The 19,416-nt window shown below is 46.0% G+C and carries 20 protein-coding genes; all 20 read right to left on the minus strand.

Going from position 1 to position 19,416, the window contains the following annotated elements:
• Positions 1–37: 37 nt before the first annotated feature.
• The 20 genes from dnaG to MHI51_RS23665 all read right to left on the minus strand — a co-directional run bounded on the left by dnaG (position 38) and on the right by MHI51_RS23665 (position 19,275).
• The gene (gene dnaG / locus MHI51_RS23570) at positions 38–1,858 is read right to left on the minus strand and encodes a DNA primase (RefSeq protein ID WP_036683805.1); all 1,821 of its coding nucleotides are present in this window, start codon (positions 1,856–1,858) and stop codon (positions 38–40) included.
• Positions 1,859–1,897: 39 nt separating this feature from the next.
• Positions 1,898–2,377, minus strand: a complete 480-nt coding sequence (locus MHI51_RS23575; protein ID WP_076103766.1) for a DUF188 domain-containing protein — start codon at positions 2,375–2,377, stop codon at positions 1,898–1,900.
• A 162-nt stretch (positions 2,378–2,539) separates the two neighbouring features.
• Positions 2,540–4,615, minus strand: coding sequence for a glycine--tRNA ligase subunit beta (gene glyS, locus MHI51_RS23580; RefSeq protein ID WP_076276747.1), 2,076 nt, complete (start codon positions 4,613–4,615; stop codon positions 2,540–2,542).
• Complete coding sequence (gene glyQ / locus MHI51_RS23585; protein ID WP_036683820.1) at positions 4,608–5,495, minus strand: glycine--tRNA ligase subunit alpha; 888 nt, start codon at positions 5,493–5,495, stop codon at positions 4,608–4,610. Before glyQ ends, glyS begins: the two co-directional genes overlap by 8 nt.
• 420 nt (positions 5,496–5,915) lie before the next feature.
• On the minus strand, positions 5,916–6,671 hold the full coding sequence (gene recO / locus MHI51_RS23590; protein ID WP_036683821.1) for a DNA repair protein RecO: 756 nt from the start codon (positions 6,669–6,671) through the stop codon (positions 5,916–5,918).
• A gap of 36 nt (positions 6,672–6,707) precedes the next feature.
• Positions 6,708–6,851 carry a YqzL family protein gene (locus MHI51_RS23595; RefSeq protein ID WP_076098533.1) on the minus strand — a complete coding sequence of 48 codons (144 nt, stop codon included), beginning with the start codon at positions 6,849–6,851 and terminating at the stop codon, positions 6,708–6,710.
• Positions 6,852–6,964: 113 nt separating this feature from the next.
• The gene (era, locus tag MHI51_RS23600; protein ID WP_036683823.1) at positions 6,965–7,858 is read right to left on the minus strand and encodes a GTPase Era; all 894 of its coding nucleotides are present in this window, start codon (positions 7,856–7,858) and stop codon (positions 6,965–6,967) included.
• Between the two features lie 671 nt (positions 7,859–8,529).
• Positions 8,530–8,949, minus strand: coding sequence for a cytidine deaminase (locus tag MHI51_RS23605; protein WP_076221046.1), 420 nt, complete (start codon positions 8,947–8,949; stop codon positions 8,530–8,532).
• 241 nt (positions 8,950–9,190) lie between these two features.
• Positions 9,191–9,586, minus strand: coding sequence for a diacylglycerol kinase family protein (locus tag MHI51_RS23610; RefSeq protein WP_076129003.1), 396 nt, complete (start codon positions 9,584–9,586; stop codon positions 9,191–9,193).
• Entirely contained in the window at positions 9,586–10,083 is a 498-nt protein-coding gene (ybeY, locus tag MHI51_RS23615) for an rRNA maturation RNase YbeY (protein ID WP_341003595.1), read from the minus strand. The genes MHI51_RS23610 and ybeY overlap by 1 nt, the downstream gene beginning before the upstream one ends.
• A complete protein-coding gene (locus MHI51_RS23620; RefSeq protein WP_076128999.1) occupies positions 10,080–12,335 on the minus strand; it encodes an HD family phosphohydrolase in 2,256 nt (751 codons plus the stop codon). The genes ybeY and MHI51_RS23620 overlap by 4 nt, the downstream gene beginning before the upstream one ends.
• A gap of 14 nt (positions 12,336–12,349) precedes the next feature.
• Positions 12,350–13,321 carry a PhoH family protein gene (locus MHI51_RS23625; RefSeq protein WP_405173297.1) on the minus strand — a complete coding sequence of 324 codons (972 nt, stop codon included), beginning with the start codon at positions 13,319–13,321 and terminating at the stop codon, positions 12,350–12,352.
• 15 nt (positions 13,322–13,336) lie between these two features.
• Positions 13,337–14,518, minus strand: coding sequence for a sporulation protein YqfD (gene yqfD, locus MHI51_RS23630; RefSeq protein WP_076128997.1), 1,182 nt, complete (start codon positions 14,516–14,518; stop codon positions 13,337–13,339).
• The gene (gene yqfC / locus MHI51_RS23635) at positions 14,515–14,808 is read right to left on the minus strand and encodes a sporulation protein YqfC (protein ID WP_036683844.1); all 294 of its coding nucleotides are present in this window, start codon (positions 14,806–14,808) and stop codon (positions 14,515–14,517) included. The genes yqfD and yqfC overlap by 4 nt, the downstream gene beginning before the upstream one ends.
• Before the next feature lie 174 nt (positions 14,809–14,982).
• Positions 14,983–15,561 carry a hypothetical protein gene (locus MHI51_RS23640; protein ID WP_076128994.1) on the minus strand — a complete coding sequence of 193 codons (579 nt, stop codon included), beginning with the start codon at positions 15,559–15,561 and terminating at the stop codon, positions 14,983–14,985.
• Between the two features lie 18 nt (positions 15,562–15,579).
• Positions 15,580–16,584: a flotillin-like protein FloA gene (floA, locus tag MHI51_RS23645; protein WP_036683849.1), complete on the minus strand. Its 1,005-nt coding sequence runs from the start codon at positions 16,582–16,584 to the stop codon at positions 15,580–15,582.
• 55 nt (positions 16,585–16,639) lie between these two features.
• Positions 16,640–18,025 (minus strand): nodulation protein NfeD, encoded by a 1,386-nt coding sequence (locus tag MHI51_RS23650; protein WP_076218333.1) that lies wholly within the window; start codon positions 18,023–18,025, stop codon positions 16,640–16,642.
• A 118-nt stretch (positions 18,026–18,143) separates the two neighbouring features.
• On the minus strand, positions 18,144–18,587 hold the full coding sequence (locus tag MHI51_RS23655) for a GatB/YqeY domain-containing protein (protein ID WP_036683862.1): 444 nt from the start codon (positions 18,585–18,587) through the stop codon (positions 18,144–18,146).
• A gap of 15 nt (positions 18,588–18,602) precedes the next feature.
• A complete protein-coding gene (gene rpsU, locus MHI51_RS23660; protein ID WP_036657994.1) occupies positions 18,603–18,776 on the minus strand; it encodes a 30S ribosomal protein S21 in 174 nt (57 codons plus the stop codon).
• Positions 18,777–18,915: 139 nt separating this feature from the next.
• Complete coding sequence (locus MHI51_RS23665) at positions 18,916–19,275, minus strand: histidine triad nucleotide-binding protein (RefSeq protein ID WP_076218332.1); 360 nt, start codon at positions 19,273–19,275, stop codon at positions 18,916–18,918.
• Between the last annotated feature and the right edge of the window lie 141 nt (positions 19,276–19,416).

Raw genomic sequence — 19,416 nt, forward strand, 5'->3', positions numbered from 1 at the left:
TCGACTCCCTCCTCCCTAGGTACATCCTGTCAACATGTCATTGTCTCTCTAGGGCTATAATCTCACTTGCTATTTGTGCCGCACGCAAAAAGTCACCTGACTTTTCAGCCTGAATCATCTCTTCACGCTTCTGTTCCATTTTGCGTTGCAGTGGGTATTTCCGCACTTCACGAATACAATCATCTAGAACCTGCATATTCCAGTCCGGAGGGGTATCCATCATGGATATTGATGTCGCAGTTTTCTCCAGACGATCATCCTGAAGTGATGATAGAAACCGGCTAATGCCGGGTGGTTTGCCTTGCGCGTAATAGGCATATAGATAAGCAGCAATTGCCGCATGATCAACGATGTTGAAATCTTCTCCGAGGCGTTCGCCCACATACGTGGCGGCTTCCGGGTCCTGAATCATAAAGGACAATAGACGCCGTTCCGCGACATGATAAGCGGGTAGTAAGGTCGGTGTCTGCACCTGCCCTTTTTTATGCCTACCATTATTCCACCTTTTGTCGTTATTATCCCCTTCAGGGATGTTTTTTTGCATCGATGCCCTAAGTAAATTACAATCCTGCTTCAAACTATCATAGGAAAGTTCGAGTTCAGCAGCGATTTCCTTCAGATAAACCTCTCGCTCTGTTGAGGAATGCAGTGAAGCAATAACTTCTAAGGCCTCCTTGACATAGGCGATTTTGCCATCTTCCTCTAGGAGTATATGGTTTTTTTTCAGATATATAAGCTTAAATTTTATGGATGAAACTGCTGAATCAATAACCTGATCTTTAAATCTTTCTCCTCCATGCTTGGAGATAAATTCATCCGGATCCACCCCGCTTGGCAGTAAGGCGATCTTTACACGCAGGCCGCTGCCTTCAAGCATCGGAATGGCTTTCATGGCTGCTGCTTGTCCCGCCCGGTCACCGTCGTAAGACAGTATAATTTCATCAGCCAGGCTTTTCATCAGTGCCACATGACCCTCCGTCAAGGACGTTCCCATCGTTGCTACGCCGTTATGCACACCCGCTTCCCAGGATGAGATGACATCTCCATATCCTTCAAACAGGACGATTTGTCGAGTTTTGCGAATGGATGCTTTGGACTGGTGCAAATTGTACAATATCCGGCTTTTGTTAAACAATCTACTCTCCGGAGAATTTAAATACTTAGGTTGACCCTCTCCAAGTATTCTTCCGGCGAATGCGATTACCTTGCCTGTACGGTTGGCAATCGGAAAGATAATCCGGCCACGGAAACGATCCAAATAGCCTTTGCCCTCACCGCGGGCTGACAGAAGTCCGCCTTTCTCCATTTCCGCAAGGTCAAAATTTCGTTTTTCCAAAAACTGCAACAAAGTATCCCAGCGGTCCGGAGCGTATCCGATCTGAAACTGGTCAATCATTTTATCACTGAAGTTCCGGCCTCTTAAATAGTCCATAGCGGCTTTGCCGTGTTCCGTGTTCTTCAGCAAGTAATGATAGAACTTTGCCGACCATTCATAAGCTTGAATCAACCGGTCGCGTTCCGGATCAGGGGGAGACATCATACCTCCCTTACCTTCTGGAACGGGAATATCACTTTCTTCAGCCATTATTCTGACAGCTTCGGGGAAGGTTAATCCTTCGATTTCCATCCTAAATTTGATGGCATTTCCACCCATACCGCAGCCAAAGCAATGAAATACTCCCCGGTCGGGGGTAACAGTAAAGGAAGGGGTTTTCTCCGAATGGAACGGGCAGAGGCCCCATAAATATTTCCCCTGCTTGGACAAATGAACAACCTTACCGACTGTATCGACTATATCATGACGCGCAAGCACGCTTTCGATAACCTCTTCCGGAATATTGCCGTGTCCGCTAGCCACTTCAACCACCTTCATCTCTTAACAAATAAATATAATTCGCTATTGCTCCACATTCTCCTGCAAAAGTATTAAAAGTTTTGTCAGTTTATGTTGAAAATAAGTTTTTTCTTCTGCCGTTATGGGTTTTGGCCCCTTGGAATAATGTCCCCGTCTTCGTTCAACGGCCCTGGCATGTCTTCCCTCCAACATAAAATCCATCTTGAAATTGTCGTATTCCTGACCACGAAATGAAAGCACACTGCATCGTTTACCTAGTGCAAGTGCCGCAAGACCATAATCTTGAGTCAATACCACATCTCCTGCAGTAATATGATTGGCAATATATAGATCGGCACTCTGATCTCCTCGATCCACCTGCACAACCGTTACACCCTCTTCAGCTTTCAGTGCATGGTCATAAGAAGATACCATAAGTACCGGAACACCAAAGGTGCGACCTACCTCAGCGATCTCTTTTTTGACCGGACAAGCATCCCCATCCACCACTATCGTTCTAGACTGGGACTTCTCCATGATCATCACCAATTTCCCGTGTAATATATATACGCCCTCTCCGCAAGAAATCCTTCTTTCTAAGCATAAATACGGAACGGATGTCAAATGACGCATTGGCACCGTTCCGTATATTTATACCCCAAACCAACATTCTATACCATAAGATTCAAATTTTCTTGATTAAAATTACCAGACAAGCTTCGCGAAATCAGCGAACGACTTGGAGTCAGCATCAATACCAGCAAGCAGAGCCAAACGGTTAGCACGCACTTGCTCGTCCTCCGCCATAACCATAACGGAATCAAAAAATGTTGTAACGGCGTCTTTTAGACCCGAAAGAATCCGAAGTGCTTCTTCAGCATTTTTTGCCGCCATAGCTTCAAGGTAAGGTGTGTGAAGCTCCTGCCATGTATTGAAAAGCTGCAATTCAGCATCTTCTTTAAGTAAAGCAGGATCAATCACTTCACTGGTTGCTTTACTTGCCAAATTACTGACACGAGTAAGCGAATCTACGGTAATCTTGAAATCTGCTTGGTCGGACACAGCAGCCATAAGAGCACGGCTTCTGCCCACAACATCTACCACGTCGTCAAAACCAGCCGCTGTAACAGCGTCCACAACATCATAGCGTACATTGTCAGATAAAAGACGTTTTACACGCAGACCGAAGAACTCGTACAGGTTTATACGTAGTTCATCTCCAGAATGTTTCGTATTTCCTGAATTTTCATGAATTTCAATCGCCGCTTCAAAAATTTCGCGCAGCGTAATTGGCAATTTATGCTCAAGCACAATTTGGACAATACCTGCAGCCTGACGGCGCAGGGCATATGGATCTTGAGATCCTGTCGGAATGATGCCGATGGAGAAGCAGCCAACAATCGTATCGATTTTGTCCGCTATGCTGACAACTGAACCTGCTTCTGTTGAAGGTACAGCATCTCCTGCAAATCGTGGCTGATAATGCTCGAAGATCGCTTTTGCCACAGTTTCAGGCTCGCCTGCTTTACGTGCATAATCTTCACCCATTGTTCCTTGCAGCTCAGGAAATTCATAAACCATTTGTGTTACAAGGTCGAATTTACAAATATCCGCAGTGCGACTTACTTCGGACACAGCAGAAGCTGATAGTCCAAGCTTCACAGCCAGACGATCAGAGATTTGGCGAATACGGCGCACCTTATCCCCTACGCTGCCCAAATCTTCATGGTAAACAATGTTCTCAAGCTTGGCTAACGCATCGTCAATCTTCATCTTTTGATCTTCTTGATAGAAGAATTTGGCATCTGATAGACGAGCACGAAGCACTTTTTCATTTCCCTTAGCGATAACATCCAAGGATTCTGCATTCCCGTTACGTACAGTTACAAAGAATGGCAGTAGCTTGCCAGCTGCATCAAAAACAGGGAAATAACGCTGATGCTCACGCATCGAGGTAATCAGCACATCCTGAGGAATCTCTAAGAAAGATGGATCAAAGGTTCCAAAGAGCACGGTTGGTGTTTCTACCAAGAACAGTACTTCTTCCAAAAGATCTTCTTTAATTGCAATCGTCCAGCTTTTCTCTTCAGCCAATTTGTTGATTTGATCCAGGATAAGCGTTTCCCGTTCCTTCACATCCACAAGTACATGCTGCGCACGCATGCTCTCCACATATTGTGCAGGCTCCGAGATTACAGTCTCTGTACCGAGAAAACGATGTCCACGGCTCACATTACCCGCTTTTACATCCGTAATTTCCAAATCAATGATCTCTTTACCAAAAAGAGCAACCATCCAGCGAATCGGACGAACGAATTTAAAATCGTAAGCTCCCCAGCGCATGTTCTTCGGGAAAGTCATTGCATTTACAATACCCAGAAGTCCTTCTGTGAGCAAAGAAGCAGTCTCTACACCCGCACTATTTTTTGTGGCATAAATATATTCCACGCCAGCTAGTTCTTTAAATGTAAATTGCTCTGGAGATACACCTTGACTGCGGGCAAATCCTAGCGCAGCTTTACTCCAGTCGCCGTTAGCATCCAGCGCGATTTTGCGTGAAGGTCCTTTGACCTCTTCGCTAATATCCTCTTGCTTCTCAGCCGCGTCCTTAACAAATACAGCGAGACGACGTGGCGTAGCATATGCAGTAACTCCAGCATGGTTTATACGTGCAGAATCCAACCACTTGGACATTCTATCTTGCAGCTGTTCCATCGCAGCACGGATAAAACGTGCAGGGATTTCCTCCAGACCGATCTCAAACAGGATATCTTTAGACACGGTCAGCACCTTCTTTCTTCAGCAGCGGGAAGCCAAGCTTCTCGCGTTCCTCAAGATATGTTGCCGCTACGGAGCGGGCAAGATTACGCACTCGGGTAATAAATCCAGTCCGTTCAGTTACACTAATTGCCCCACGCGCATCGAGTAGATTAAAGCTATGTGAGCATTTCAACACATAATCGTAGGCTGGAAACACAAGATGTTTCTCCATCGCTCTACGTGCTTCCTCTTCATACATGTTGAACAGCGAGAATAACATTTTTACATCCGATACTTCAAAAGTGTAGGTAGAATGCTCGAACTCCGGCTGATGAAAAACATCACCATAAGTCATACCGCTTACCCATTCAAGATCAAACACATTTTCTTTATCCTGAATGTAAGAGGCTAAGCGCTCCATACCGTAAGTGATTTCTACAGCAACAGGGTTAGCTTCGATGCCACCTACCTGCTGGAAGTAAGTAAATTGAGTGATCTCCATACCGTCCAGCCATACTTCCCATCCCAGACCCGCACAGCCCAGTGACGGATTCTCCCAGTTATCCTCTACAAAACGGATGTCATGCAAGAGCGGATCAATACCGAGTGCTTTCAAGCTATCCAAATAGATCTCTTGAATGTTATCTGGTGAGGGTTTGATGATTACTTGGAATTGGTGATGCTGATACAGACGGTTCGGGTTCTCTCCATAACGACCATCGGAGGGACGACGTGAAGGCTCTACGTAAGCCACTCTCCAAGGCTCAGGACCTAGCGAGCGTAAAAAAGTCATAGGGTTCATCGTGCCGGCGCCTTTTTCTGTGTCATACGGCTGTACGATGATACAGTTCTGTTCAGCCCAGAACTGCTGCAGTGTCAAAATCATCTGCTGGAAGTTCATAATACCGTCTCCTTCGCTTTACAAGTTTTTTACAACAGCTTGCCTAAAACTTTCTACCATGGAGGCGGCACTTTTAGCTCCTGACAGCAACAAAAAGCCCCCGCCCCCATGCCTGATTAACAGACATAGGGACGAGAGCTTAACTTATTCTCCCGCGGTTCCACCCTACTTGATTTCATACCTTGTATGAGCAAGTTTACTGCCAAGACAAGAACGAAATCCACTTTCATTCGCCGCATTCGTACTCCCGGGTGCCATGTTCATGAACGTTGTCCCGCTAGGCTTCCACTGCCCCCAGCTCGCTGAATAACGACAATACAGTCCACTACTTTCCCGATCAATGCACGCCTCTCCCCAATTGGAGCATAACGACGATCATATAATAAACTGATCCTATAGTAACGGAAAAATCAGCTTTCGTCAAATCTTGTACTTGTCGAGCTGGTCTAGGAAACTTTGTGACTTCAGCTTTAATCCGAGTTGCACATCCATAAAGGCCCGCATAATTTTTTTCAGCTCATCCCGGCTGCTTTCCTTTACATCCACATTGCCTAGTCTAGTCAGGTCAAGTCTGGCGAATAATCGCAGCAGCTTCAACGCACGAGCAGAGACCTCCATGGCTGGAGGGTCATTATGTTTACAACTGCGGCACAGTGCTCCACCAAGGCGAGGGCTGACCAGCAGTTGATCATCCGGCTTCTCGGCACCACAAATTACACAAGAATCGAATTCAGGACCATAACCGGCTGCCTGTAAGATTTTCATTTCAAAGACATTTATGATAACGCCGGGTTCCTTGTCCTCTTCAAGTGCATTAAGACAGGCCGTAAGCTGGCGAAACCAGAAGCTTCCCGTTTCCTCATCATGCAGAACACGATCAAGCAGTTCACACGCATAAGACGCATAAGCAGCTTTGATCAAATCCTCACGCAGCGGATGGTGCGACTTCGTAATTTCGCCAGAATTCAGTGTCCCAAGTCCTCCATTATTTCTAAAAAAAACAAATTCCCCAACGGTGAACAGTTGGATCAATGCAGCATGGCGGCTTTTGACCTTCTTTGCGCCACGCACCAGAACCCCTACTTTTCCCGCGTTCTCGGTGCAAAGCGTAATAATTGCGTTCCCCTCGCCGTAGTCCATGCTGCGGATGACGATCCCTTCCACCCTGTGTAGCATGCCTCTTCCCCCAACCATTCGGCAAGCAACCAGTCCTTATTGCGCTTCTTCATCACAGGCCTTCTCTTCCTCCACTAGCTGTAATCCACTATCTTCAAGCGGATGGCCAGCTTCCTTATACAGCAGGTAAGCATCGACGTCTCCTGTCATTGCAAAATACTTCCACGAAAAGTTTCGCATTCGTATTCATCCTTTCTTGGGAAAGACGATGTCTCTTATCAAGAATTAGGATGGTGCGATGGAGCAGGTTCTATCCTTGCAATTCCTACCAAACGAGGAATAACGGAATTAACTTAAAGGTCTTTATGGAAGCCCAAATCCCGCAGAACGCGGTCCTGATTGCGCCAATCTTTTTTCACTTTTACCCATAGCTCCAGAAAAATCTTCGAACCCAGCAGGTTCTCAATATCTGTCCGAGCCCGTCTGCCGACCTCTTTCAGCATTGCCCCTTGCTTGCCGATAATAATTCCCTTTTGCGAATCACGCTCAACAAAAATAACAGCTGAAACATGCACCACTCCATTAGGCTCAACCTTCATATCTTCGATGGCTACAGCAATAGAGTGCGGCACTTCTTCACGAGTCAAATGCAGAATTTTCTCCCGGATTAATTCCGCGCAGACAAATTGCTCGGGGTGATCCGTGATTTGATCTTCCGGATAATACTGAGGGCCTTCCGGCAAGTACTTGGCAACCTGCTCTAACAGCGTGTTAACATTGCTGCCCATCTTCGCAGAAATCGGAATAATTTCGGCAAAATCATGCAGCTTGTTATATTGAGCCATAAGCGGGAGCAGAGCTTCCGGCTCTATTTTATCGATCTTGTTGAGCACTAGAATCACCGGTGTCTTCAGACCATTTAATTGCTCGGCAATGTAACGGTCTCCACCGCCCAAGCCCTCTGACGCATCCACAAGGAATAACACTGCTTCTACTTCACCCAGTGTACTCATTGCAGTCTGGTTCATGTAGTCGCCTAGCTTGGACTGTCTTTTATGAATCCCCGGTGTATCCAGGAATACGATTTGTGAAGTGTTTGTTGTGTAAACACCATGGATTTTGTTTCTGGTTGTTTGTGGCTTATCCGACATAATAGCAATCTTCTGGCCAATGACCTGGTTCATGAGTGTTGATTTACCTACGTTTGGTCTGCCGATAATTGCGACAAAGCCTGATTTGAATTTCATATTATCTTCCTTCCATACTTACCTTCTAGTTCAATCTTTTTCAATCATTCAATTTTTTAAAAAAGCTTTTTCGCTGCCCCTAAATCCCCCTTACCCAAGGGGACTCCAAGGGTCCCGGTCCTCTGGACACCCGGAAATAGGCGCACCTGCAACGTTCGGCGGGATTAGAGGGACGGTCGTGCAGGAGCGCTTTTGTGCCCTGTTGGGGACACACTACACTGTCACTTATTAACACGGTTCGCATTAAGCTCACCATAGATAAAGATTACTGAGATGCAGCTTACAGTCAGGGTTCAAGTTACGATGTGCAAAGAATCGCTGGCGGCTTTTGCCGTGGCGCTTACCTCGTAATGTTACTCTAAAAACAAATAGTTTGCACCAGTTTAGCCTAACTTGGTAGATAGAACACTTTTAATTGTACTTTGTACAACTAATTTTAGGTTGAGTTTATGTTTTTGGTGTTTTAGTTGTATTTTGTGCAATTAAATCCTGTCTTAAGAGCCAAATATGGGCTTTATCATAAATTTAATTGTACTATCTGCAACTAAATTCATTTTTGTCGCGAAAGAGTAGCAATTTAACTGTACATTGTGCAATTAAAGTAGCAACCTTCGTCTAACTATGCCTGATTTGCCCTTAAACAGGCACAGGCATTAAATCAAAACCTCATTTTATTCTGGAGCTTGTCCTTGCTTCAGATCTACGGGACCAAAAGCGCCTGGAAGCAATTCTCCCACCGTAGTCTCAACGATATCACCCTTCATGTTCCCAAGAATAACCTTCATATCCGGCGAACACAACTCAATCATTACTTGCCGGCACACACCGCAAGGTGAAACGGGGCCGTCCGAGTCAGCTACTACGGCAATTGCTTTAAAAGAACCAATAGCGTGACCGTCCGCAATCGCACGAAATAATGCTGTCCGTTCCGCACAGTTGGTTGGGCCAAAAGCTGCATTTTCCACATTACAGCCGTGGTGAATATGACCATCCTGATCAAGAAGGGCAGCTCCCACTCCGAATCGGGAATATGGAATGTAAGCTTTTGATCGTGCTTTAATCGCCTCTTGCATAAGAAGAGTAGAATCCATATATTGTCCTCCTAAAGTTTTGTGAGTATTGACTTCATTGATTTTACTTCGCACAAAACTCATTTCGTAAACATCTAATTAGTTTCGTTTATCGTTATTTTCTCAGCGTGCGCTAAATTTTATCAGTGTACTTCATGAGATATATTCGGGTACATAACTCACTTCAAATTATTCAGTAACGAAAGAGGCGGAATCGCAATACGCGGGTCCGCCTCTCCCCTGAATTGATTTTATATTCTGATTATGACATAAGTCCGCTAATCCAGTCCATCACAGGGTGATAAAAAACATAGATCCCGACTAAGACAGCAAACACCGCCGTAAGAAGCACAGCTCCTGCGGCGGTATCTTTTGCTCTCTTAGCCAGTGGATGAATCTCTGGCGAGATCAGATCAACCGTCGCTTCAATCGCCGTATTGAGCAATTCGGCAGTTAGGACAAGCGTGATCGAGAACAGCAGCAACATCCAACTGGCCAGCGGAAGTCTGAACACGGCAGCGGCTATTAGCACAACCACCGCTAAACAGCAATGCACCTTCATGTTAAGCTCGGATTTGAATGCCGACACTAAGCCTTGCGATGCAAACCGAAAAGAGTGCCAGAACTTCTTGTGCCCTACCGCCGTGTTCTTCACCATTAGCGCGTCAACCCAACCTGAGATAGTACTTTTTCTTGCTTGGACATCATCTCTGCTTCTGAAGCTTCATCCTGATGATCATATCCTAACAAATGCAGAAATCCGTGAACGAAAAGAAAACCAAGCTCTCGTTCCAGTGAATGGCCATATTCCAGCGCCTGCTCCTGCGCACGAGTTACGGAAATGATTATATCCCCAAGTACGTCTGGAACTTCTTCCAGCGCCTCGCCTTCCTCTACCTCGTATATAATGTCCAGCTCGTCCTCTCCGCTTTCATTCATGGCAAAAGAAAGCACATCCGTCGGACGGTCAATTCCCCGGTATTCCAAATTCAACTCATGTATACGAACATTATCGACAAAAGTAAGAGCTACCTCGCCACGATCGATCCCTTCCGCTTCACCTGCTTTTTGCAAAATACTCTCCAGCAGCGTAATGAGATCGTCCTTTATCTCGTATTCTTCCTGCTCGTTATCCCAAACGATCTCCAAACTCATGGGTTAGGTGCCCCTTCCTCTTTTTTCGGCTTACGCACATCTTCTGGATATTCGATCCGTGAATGGAAAATTCCCATAACCGTCTCCTTCAGAGTCCGTGCAATAATATCCAATTCTTTAATCGTCAGATCACATTCGTCAAACTGATGATCATCCAGTCGACTTTTAATAATCTTCTCAATCATCGTTTCCACCTGCAGAACAGTTGGCTTACGCAATGATCTCACTGCAGCCTCGACACTGTCTGCAATTCCCACTACAGCCGCTTCCTTCGACTGGGCTTTCGGTCCAGGGTAACGGAAATCTTCCTCGGTAAAATCAGGATCGACACCTTTTTCTTCCGCCAGCTTCAGTGCCTTATGGTAAAAATAATGCAGGAACGTTGTTCCATGATGCTGCTCCGCAATGTCACGGATTGGTTTTGGCAGCTTATATTCTCGTTGCATTTCCACCCCGTCACGGGCGTGGGCAACGATGATAGATTTACTAAGCTTCGGTTCAATAGAGTCATGTGGATTTTCCATATTATTTTGATTCTCGATAAAATAAAACGGACGTTTTGTTTTACCAATATCATGATAATACGATCCAACCCGGCATAATAAGCCATCTGCTCCAATCGCTTCCGCGGCAGCTTCTGACAGGTTACCTACCATTACACTATGGTGATAGGTTCCCGGCGTTTCGGTAAGCAGTTTGCGCAGCAGCGGGTGGTTTGGATTAGACAATTCTACCAGCTTCAATGCCGATAGAATACCAAAGGTTGCCTCGAAAAAAGGCATTAGCCCAATCACAAGTACAGCCGTTAATAGTCCCCCTGCAAAAGCAAAACCAACCGAATACAAGGTACCTACCTCTTTCCATGCTCCTCCACCTAACAGTATCTGCATAAAGACTGTCAGACAGCCAAAAAGCGATACCATAATCCCGCCTTTAAGGAGCGTGGAGCGTTGACCCGCACGGTGAGTCGCAAAGATAGCCACGTACGAAACCACGATAGCAAAGAAACCAAAGTTAAAATCAAAGATTGAGTTCTGCTGCACATTCAAAATAACACTCGCCAGTACACTGAATAGAATGGAGCAGAAATAGGCCAAAGGCATGTCCAGAAGCATTGCAATTAACATTGCGCCAATCGCCACCGGTGCCAGGAATCCGATATAAGATCGGACATCGGTCTGCAAAACAGCGGCCAGCCGCATAGAGATAATAGTTATAACAAATACAAGCACCAGCATCAATAGCTGAGAATTGTTGTACTTAAAGCCTGAGGTGCCGCCTGAATAACGAATGAACGCAAGCAAACCGACGGAGAGCATCGCAGAGAGAATCAATAGGCCTAACTGTGGCCAGTAATTCACCTCATTGCTTAGTAGTCCATTCTCATCCAAAAGAGTGTAGAGCTCTGGAGTAATTAGCTGCCCCTTAGCAACAAGCGTGTCCCCTTGCTCGATGAATACATCAGGTGTGTTCTCCCGGGCTTGTACCTTCGCTTCCTTGGTAGCATCCTCATCGTAGAACTTGTTACTTGTGATCACAAGACGCACAAGCTCCTGAACAACCTCACGCGCTGTACGCTGGCTTAGAGAACTAATACTGACCTGTTCCGCTACCTTGGCGCGAGCGGTCTGCGCATCCGTAATCTGATCATTCATCAGCCTAGTTACAATATCTCGGGCGACAGGCTTCATCTCGATAATGTCCTGAGAGGTCAGGCGCGGAATCTTAATGTAAGTCTCTTCCGGAATGACATAGGTCTGCTCTTTGATGACAGATTGCATTTCATCCAAGAGGTGATCTGAATATGTAGCGCTGCCCCGATTGGAAGCTACGAAATTCAAGATGAAATCGCTGGCTCTCTGCGGGATTTCATCACGATAAATCCCCGTCTTATCGCTTTGCGAGATCAGATCATCCTGATTGAGGCGATCTATCCGGTCCAGCAGCGAGGTCACTAGGTTGTCTGCCCTCATCGGGATAATTTTGTACTTGGGAGATACGCTTTCGGCTGCTTCCTCAGCCGCTTTTAACGTAGCTTTGGTGTCCTTAATTTGTTTCGGTGCCGTTATTTCCTTTGCACTGTAAGTATTCTCTTTAATATCATATTTCTTAGGTAGCAATTCTGGCGACAAGCTGAAGTAGAACACTAGTCCGAGTAACAGGAAAAGAGCATAGCGTGTCACTGCGCTATACTTCCATCCGTTGTTCGTATATACAAATCCGCTTAATTTAGATGGTTGCTTTGAAGCCATGAAGACAATCCCCTTTATTGGAGGTTTTCGGCAGAGCGGTCATAGGCAACGATAATTTTCTGCACCAGGGAATGCCGTACTACATCCTGTTCCGCGAAGTAGACAAAGCCAAGTTCTTCTATGCCGGATAAAATCGCTTTGGCTTCAATCAAACCGGATTTCTTGCCGCGGGGCAGGTCAATCTGGGTAACGTCACCTGTAATCACCATTTTGGACCCGAAGCCGAGTCGAGTCAGGAACATTTTCATTTGCTCAGGTGTTGTATTCTGCGCTTCATCCAAGATGATAAATGAATCATCCAATGTACGTCCGCGCATATAAGCCAGCGGAGCAATCTCAATCAATCCCCGTTCAAGTGCCTTAGCCACCTGATCGGGCCCCATAACGTCGTATAATGCATCATAAAGCGGACGCAGATATGGATCTACCTTTTCTTGCAAATCCCCTGGAAGGAATCCTAGACTCTCTCCTGCTTCTACTGCGGGACGCGTAAGAAGAATACGCTTAACCGAACCTTCTTTCAGTGCCGTAACTGCAAGCACCACTGCCAAGTAGGTCTTCCCCGTTCCTGCAGGACCGATTCCGAATACAATATCACGCTTCTTGATCGTTGTCACATAATGCTTCTGGCCGACCGTTTTGACACGGATAGGCTTTCCGCGAAAAGTTGTAGTAATTTCTCCTTTGAACAAATCGAGCAATTGATCAGCACGAAAATCTTTCGCCAGTTCCACAGCGTACTGCACATCACGTTCAGTAAGTATGTAACCGCTCCGAATGAGGGACAGTAGCACATTAAACAATTGCCCCAGCATGTCTACTTCCCGCTCAGCTCCACGAATCGTTAGCTCTGCTTCACGCGAATCAATAATGGCGGGAATTTCACTCTCGATGATTTTTAAGAATCCATCCTGCGGGCCAAACAGCGATTGCGCTTCTCCCGCATTTTGCAAAGATATACGAATGCTTGCAGTCTGTTCTGACAAGTAGCCTCATTCTCCTCAATTGTTTACTATTGGCAGTTCTTCGGAAATTTTTTCTTCTACTTCAAAGATCACTTTCATATAAACTTTACCATTCTCTTTCTTCTCATGCAAAACTTTTTGACTTTTGATGACGCTATCAACACCATATCGAGCTAAAATATCATTCTTCGCCCGCTCAATTCCCCTCGCTACTCCAGCTTCTGGAGTTATCGTATCCTTTGTTTCATTGATCTCCATTTCTTTCTCAGTCATCAGGCCCAGCGGCAGCTCAATAGAGCGCCAAGACAGCGGATCATGCTCTGTGAGCGTCTTTGAATTCTCAAAGGAGGATTTGCCATAACCCCACAGCTGAATAGCCCATTTCCCCAACACGAGATAGGTGCGATCCTTACGCTCCCCAGTGTAGGTGCTATTGGTTGTTTCAAGCGGAACCTCGATATTGTACTCATGCCAAACCAACCCCTTAACCTCACCCTTGGCTACCACATACTCTACATTTTCTTCGTCTCCAAGAGCACCGGAAATCAGGATATCCCCTTTTTTCACACGCGAATTACGCGCTACTACCGGTCTGCCCTGCTCCGCATATATTTCTGTTACCACCGCATCTGTTCGGCTAATTAAATGCCGTTGGCTAAGCAAAGGTTTGATATCGGGCTGTTTAGCCTCTACAACCTGAATTTTGATGCTCGTCCCCGTCCGTTGCAGCCCTATCCAAGAAACACCCGGTAAATGGGCCAGCAGCCCCTTAGAGAGCTTGTCCGGCTCCTCCAGACGCCATATCCACTGAAAAGGATACACACCCTCCTGGCGAGCGGCAGCCAATATATCCTCAGAAGCAATTTTTTCATTCCCTTCGACTCTAATACTCCATACCATCGTAGATAACATAAAAAGTGTAATTCCAAACATCAAAATACCTATGCCAAAAAATTTCCTTTTCCACAGCCGCGCCATAAGAAATGGAAGTCCGCTTCTACCGGTAACGTGCATACGACAGCCTGTCTTTTTTAAAATCGGCCGGAGGACATAAAAATCATCCAGAAGCAGCTTAAGGGAAGCGCCGCCCTCAGCGGGCCTCACATCCCAAATCATGATTCCTGCTTCAGAAATGAAATTAATAAATCGCTCCACCTGAGGTCCCGTCACATGCAGTGTAACGAACCCCCGCAGTGATGACAGAGGTGGCTCCTTCATGATCTCTCCTCGCTTTCGTTATATCTGATCTCCCCGATAACGCCTTCTACAGCCAATTCCTGGCCTAGAATATTTCGGATGACAAGTCCCTCGCCCGTGATTTCAAGCGATCCTTTAGCTAACGCGAGCTTAAGCTGACCAGAGGAAAAATGCAGCACGCCGCGATGATTCTCAATATGCAGTTCCTTATTGCCGATCAGGGTGATCCGGGGCATTTCCTGTAATAAGTCCTGTGGTAGATCCAGTACCCCGTTTGTCCATCCCCGCAGCCTGCGGCCAATACGGGTCATAAGTAGACGTTCCCCCTTCCTGCCTTCTGTACACCTTATGCGGCAACGCTTTTTTTTATGAGAAGAAGTAACAAAGGAGGACCCTTCCAGTGTGAAAAAAGCAAAAAAAAAGCCCCGGCAACCTATCGTAAAGATAGGAAACCGAGGCTTTATTGTTACTATGATCCGTAAATATTATCTTCGGGTGGAATGCGGCTGACGAGAACGCGGTGGTCCCAGAATCTCTGCCCAGACTACACCATTGCGCAGGTCGTCACGACTCCCTGTTCCATGTGTCTGGTCTGCCGCAGAGGGTGAGTTTGTGTTTTTAGTCTTATTTGATCTTTTGGTATCTGCACCCGCTATCCCGTCAAAAGCAGATTGAAGGCGCCGCACCTCTTCTTGCATTCTTTGTGTGCGTAATTCAACTCCGTCATCGGCATGCTCCAAAGACATTCCTTCTCCAGTAGAATAATCTGGAGTTGGTATATACGCGGGTTCCGGAAAGGCAGGAGAGGCATCATACTCCCGGTTATCCTCTGACCTCGACTGCCGGGAAGAGGTGCTAACAGGAGCAGGAAATCCACTGCCAGACTCCGCTTGGCGCCCTCCATCGATATCCGGGCGTTTTACCCGGCGGAGCGGAGAATCCTCTCCGCCCCCAAAAGTGGGCATTCCCCCGCGAGGAGCTCCTTTGGGCTTGTTTTTAGTTGCTTTATTCACATTGGACACGATCGCGAATATAATAACCGCAATAATATAGATCCAGCTCATGGAGATTCACATCCCCTTTTATTTATTATTGTTAGGACGGTTATTGTCGTCCTGATCATTCATTTTGCCGAGAGAGCCCCGCATTTGGGTATCTGCCTCGATGTTTTTGATATTCATATAATCCATCACGCCGATTTGGCCATTTCTGAGCGCCTCAGCCATTGCCATAGGCACCTGAGATTCAGCTTCCACAACAAGCGCCTTCATCTCTACTACGCGCGCCTTCATCTCTTGCTCGTGAGCGACAGCCATCGCTCTGCGTTCTTCCGCTTTGGCTTGGGCAATGCGTTTATCTGCTTCTGCTTGCTCGGTTTGTAGATAAGCACCGATGTTCTTGCCTACATCGATATCCGCAATATCAATGGAGAGGATCTCAAAAGCAGTACCTGAGTCAAGCCCTTTGGACAATACCGTCCGCGAAATCAAATCCGGGTTCTCAAGGACATCTTTATGGGAATCACTCGAACCTACTGTCGTTACAATCCCTTCACCAACACGGGCAATAATCGTTTCTTCACCCGCACCACCCACGAGGCGGTCGATATTGGCGCGAACAGTTACGCGCGCTTTTACCTTAACTTCAATCCCGTTCTTAGCAACAGCCGCAACAACCGGTGTCTCAATTACACGAGGGTTAACGCTCATTTGCACAGCCTGCAGCACATCACGTCCTGCAAGATCAATGGCTGCTGCGCGAGTAAATTCCAAAGGAATATCTGCACGTTGTGCTGCAATAAGCGCATTAACAACACGGTCTACGTTACCACCTGCGAGATAGTGACTCTCCAGTTGATTAATGTTCAGTCCAAGACCTGCCTTAGTCGCTTTAATCATTGGGTTAACGATACGACTTGGGGTTACACGACGCAGTCTCATCGCCACCAGCGTAATAATACTGATTCTAACGCCCGATGCTAATGCTGAAATCCAGAGCATAACCGGGAAGAAACTTAAAAACACGCTCAATACAATAATCACCACTACCGCGATGAACAGAATAGGAATCAAAGATGCTTCACCCATACTATATAACCTCCGTAAATTTGTTGTAGAACTATTATTGGTTCCAGTGTTTACCTTATTCCTTGATTTCTTTCACAACAATCCGTCCGCCCTCTACTTTAATAACAGAGACAGGTGCATTAGCACTAATAAAACTACCTTCTGTAACAACATCCACACGTTCGCCGCCTATCATAGCCGTTCCTGAGGGACGAAGTGGAGTAATACTGGTTCCTGTAGTGCCTAATAAGCTAAGCTTCTCTTCTACAGGCACAAATCCCTGATCTTTAGTAAGGCTTTCCTTCAAAATAAATCTGTTCCATATCCCTCGTTCTTTAAAAATGACCGCAACAATTACTACAACTATAGTCGCAGCTACGAAAGAGATACCTAGACTGAGCAGTGCATGCTTATAGCTGTAAGCAGCTCGTACAACACCCGCTACAAGGCTGACAGAGCCTAGGAGCCCCAATATTCCGAAGCTAGGCACAAAGAGCTCCAGCACAAGCATGACAAGCCCAATGATAAACAAGAGCCAAGTTTCCGCTCCGGCGAATCCTGCAACATAGTTGCCGAAGAAATATAACACAAAAGCCAACGTCCCGATAATTCCTGGCGCACCAAAGCCTGGAACAATCAGTTCAATGACAACGCCTGTAATCCCAATGAACAGCAGAATCGTCATAATAATCGGATTGGTCAGAAATTGCGACATTTTTTCCGCACCGGTATGCTCTACGCGAAAGATGTCGTCTGTAGTATATCCAAGCCACTGAATTGCTTCTTCAGGGGTATCTGTAATTTGATCAGCGTAACCAGCTTTTAAAGCTTCTTCACTAGACAAGGCAATGATTTCTCCCTGTGTCTTAGTCACTCCAAGCTCTGGCTTATCCACGACCAAATTACTATCCACCATTCCAGCAGCAATGTCTGGATCACGATCATTCAGAGCAGCAGCGCCGATCATTTTAGATCTCCAGTAGGATATCATTTTGGCATCATCGACTTTTTGACCATTCATGTCTACCAAGGAAGCGGAGCCGATCATACTGCCCGGCTTCATGATTATTGCACCTGCATTAAGTGCTATGTAACTGCCTGCAGAAGCGGCATCACCTTTAATATAGGCAGCTGTTGGTATTTCACTCTCTCTTACCATCGTCCCAATCTCTTCTGCCGATTTCACCAGCCCTCCAGGTGTATCGACCTCTAGTAGAATAAGGACTGCTCCATAATTAGCGGCTTCTTCAAATCCTCTTTCCAAAAAGCTTTGCAAACCCCGTTCAATCTTTTGATCTACCGGAATAATAAACACGGGACCTTTTTTCAGCTCACTGTTCGTAACCCCCGGTGTTTTCGGGGCTGCCCCGTCAGCGCTTACATTCGTTGCAAAGGGTGTCAGGAGGAGTAACAGCAGGACCACAGGAATGCTAGCTAACAGTATTTTCCGTAATCTTCTCAATGATTTTACCTCCCTTCTTTAGCTTGACCCAGAACTCATAACCCTTAATACGCTGAAATTGGATTTACGTTTCATAACATAGAAAAGCACCCCTTTTGCAAGGGGTGCTAGTGCTATATTATTGCAGAAATTGCAGAACCGCCTGGTTCACGAGTTTACCATCAGCGCGACCTTTGACCTTAGGCATCAGTGCGCTCATGACCTTCCCCATTTCGCTCTTCGAAGAAGCACCGGTTTCCTGGATGGTCTGCTGTACAATTACTTTAATTTCTTCTTCGGAAAGTTGCTCGGGAAGATATTTAATAATAATCTCGATTTCTGCTTTTGTACTCGCGGCAAGCTCGTCGCGACCCGCTGATTCAAATTCTTGGAGGGCATCTTTGCGCTGTTTGATTTCACGACTAAGGATATCAAGCACTTCGTTGTCGTCCAATGTTCTCTTCAGATCTATTTCAAGATACTTTATTGTAGAACGAACCATTCGAATCGTGGAGAGCGTGAACTTGTCCTTACTCTTCATCGCTTGCTTCATATCTTCGTTCAATCTCTCGCTAAGATTCATGCGTGGGTAATCCTCCTAAAACTTTCTCTTACGAGCAGCCTCAGACTTCAGCTTTTTCTTAACGCTCGGCTTTTCGTAATGTTTGCGTTTCTTCACCTCAGCCAAGACACCATCTTTTGCGATGGAACGTTTAAAGCGACGAAGTGCAGCATCAATTGTCTCGTTTTTGCGAACTTTCGTTTCAGACACAGGTTTCCCCTCCCTCCGACCATACCGTCCAAGAGCATAACACGGTTTATCAAACTCCATTATAGGTCAAACGGAAATAACGTGTCAACCTTCGTGCTATTCTTTTTTCTGGCAAGTTCTTCAACATTAAATGATTATGCTATGCGTGCGAAGCTGAGTTTCCAGTGAGCGCACCCAGCTTGGCTCCACCCAGCAGGTGATAATGAAGATGAGGCACAGCTTGTCCACTATCAGGTCCGCAATTATTGATTAAACGATAACCAGACTCAGCAATTTCAAGGTCTTTGGCGATCTGTTGGGCTACACTGTGGATTTCAGCAATTAGCGGAAGATCCTCAGGTGTAACATCATTCATTGAAGCAATGAACTTCTTGGGAATGATCAACACATGTACCGGTGCAGCCGGCTCGATGTCGTAAAATGCAAGAATACGTTCATTCTCAAATACTTTTTTGGAAGGAATAGTACCCTCAATAATTTTGCTAAACACGGTCTCCATAGAGTGCTTGCCTCCTAAAAATTGGTGAAATTCCACTTCATCATAAGATAATCATACAGGATAATCATCAAATACGAAAGCAGCAAGCAAACTCAGCATAATCTGCCCTAAACTGTATCTGTTACAGAATGAACCATTAAA

The organism is Paenibacillus sp. FSL H8-0260 (genome assembly GCF_045040625.1).
GTDB classification, from domain to species: Bacteria; Bacillota; Bacilli; order Paenibacillales; family Paenibacillaceae; genus Paenibacillus_AQ; species Paenibacillus_AQ odorifer.

Bases quoted from the DNA above. Each gene is read 5' to 3' on its own strand.
- ybeY (WP_341003595.1), bottom strand. From the start codon at position 10,083: ATGAGTTTGGAGATCGTTTGGGATAACGAGCAGGAAGAATACGAGATA.
- MHI51_RS23595 (WP_076098533.1), bottom strand. From the start codon at position 6,851: ATGCGAAACTTTTCGTGGAAGTATTTTGCAATGACAGGAGACGTCGAT.
- MHI51_RS23665 (WP_076218332.1), bottom strand. From the start codon at position 19,275: ATGGAGACCGTGTTTAGCAAAATTATTGAGGGTACTATTCCTTCCAAA.
- floA (WP_036683849.1), bottom strand. From the start codon at position 16,584: ATGGGTGAAGCATCTTTGATTCCTATTCTGTTCATCGCGGTAGTGGTG.
- recO (WP_036683821.1), bottom strand. From the start codon at position 6,671: ATGCTACACAGGGTGGAAGGGATCGTCATCCGCAGCATGGACTACGGC.
- MHI51_RS23605 (WP_076221046.1), bottom strand. From the start codon at position 8,949: ATGGATTCTACTCTTCTTATGCAAGAGGCGATTAAAGCACGATCAAAA.
- yqfC (WP_036683844.1), bottom strand. From the start codon at position 14,808: ATGACCCGTATTGGCCGCAGGCTGCGGGGATGGACAAACGGGGTACTG.
- glyQ (WP_036683820.1), bottom strand. From the start codon at position 5,495: ATGAACTTCCAGCAGATGATTTTGACACTGCAGCAGTTCTGGGCTGAA.
- MHI51_RS23620 (WP_076128999.1), bottom strand. From the start codon at position 12,335: ATGGCTTCAAAGCAACCATCTAAATTAAGCGGATTTGTATATACGAAC.
- yqfD (WP_076128997.1), bottom strand. From the start codon at position 14,518: ATGAAGGAGCCACCTCTGTCATCACTGCGGGGGTTCGTTACACTGCAT.
- MHI51_RS23575 (WP_076103766.1), bottom strand. From the start codon at position 2,377: ATGATCATGGAGAAGTCCCAGTCTAGAACGATAGTGGTGGATGGGGAT.
- MHI51_RS23655 (WP_036683862.1), bottom strand. From the start codon at position 18,587: ATGAATCTTAGCGAGAGATTGAACGAAGATATGAAGCAAGCGATGAAG.
- era (WP_036683823.1), bottom strand. From the start codon at position 7,858: ATGAAATTCAAATCAGGCTTTGTCGCAATTATCGGCAGACCAAACGTA.
- MHI51_RS23640 (WP_076128994.1), bottom strand. From the start codon at position 15,561: ATGAGCTGGATCTATATTATTGCGGTTATTATATTCGCGATCGTGTCC.
- MHI51_RS23610 (WP_076129003.1), bottom strand. From the start codon at position 9,586: ATGGTGAAGAACACGGCGGTAGGGCACAAGAAGTTCTGGCACTCTTTT.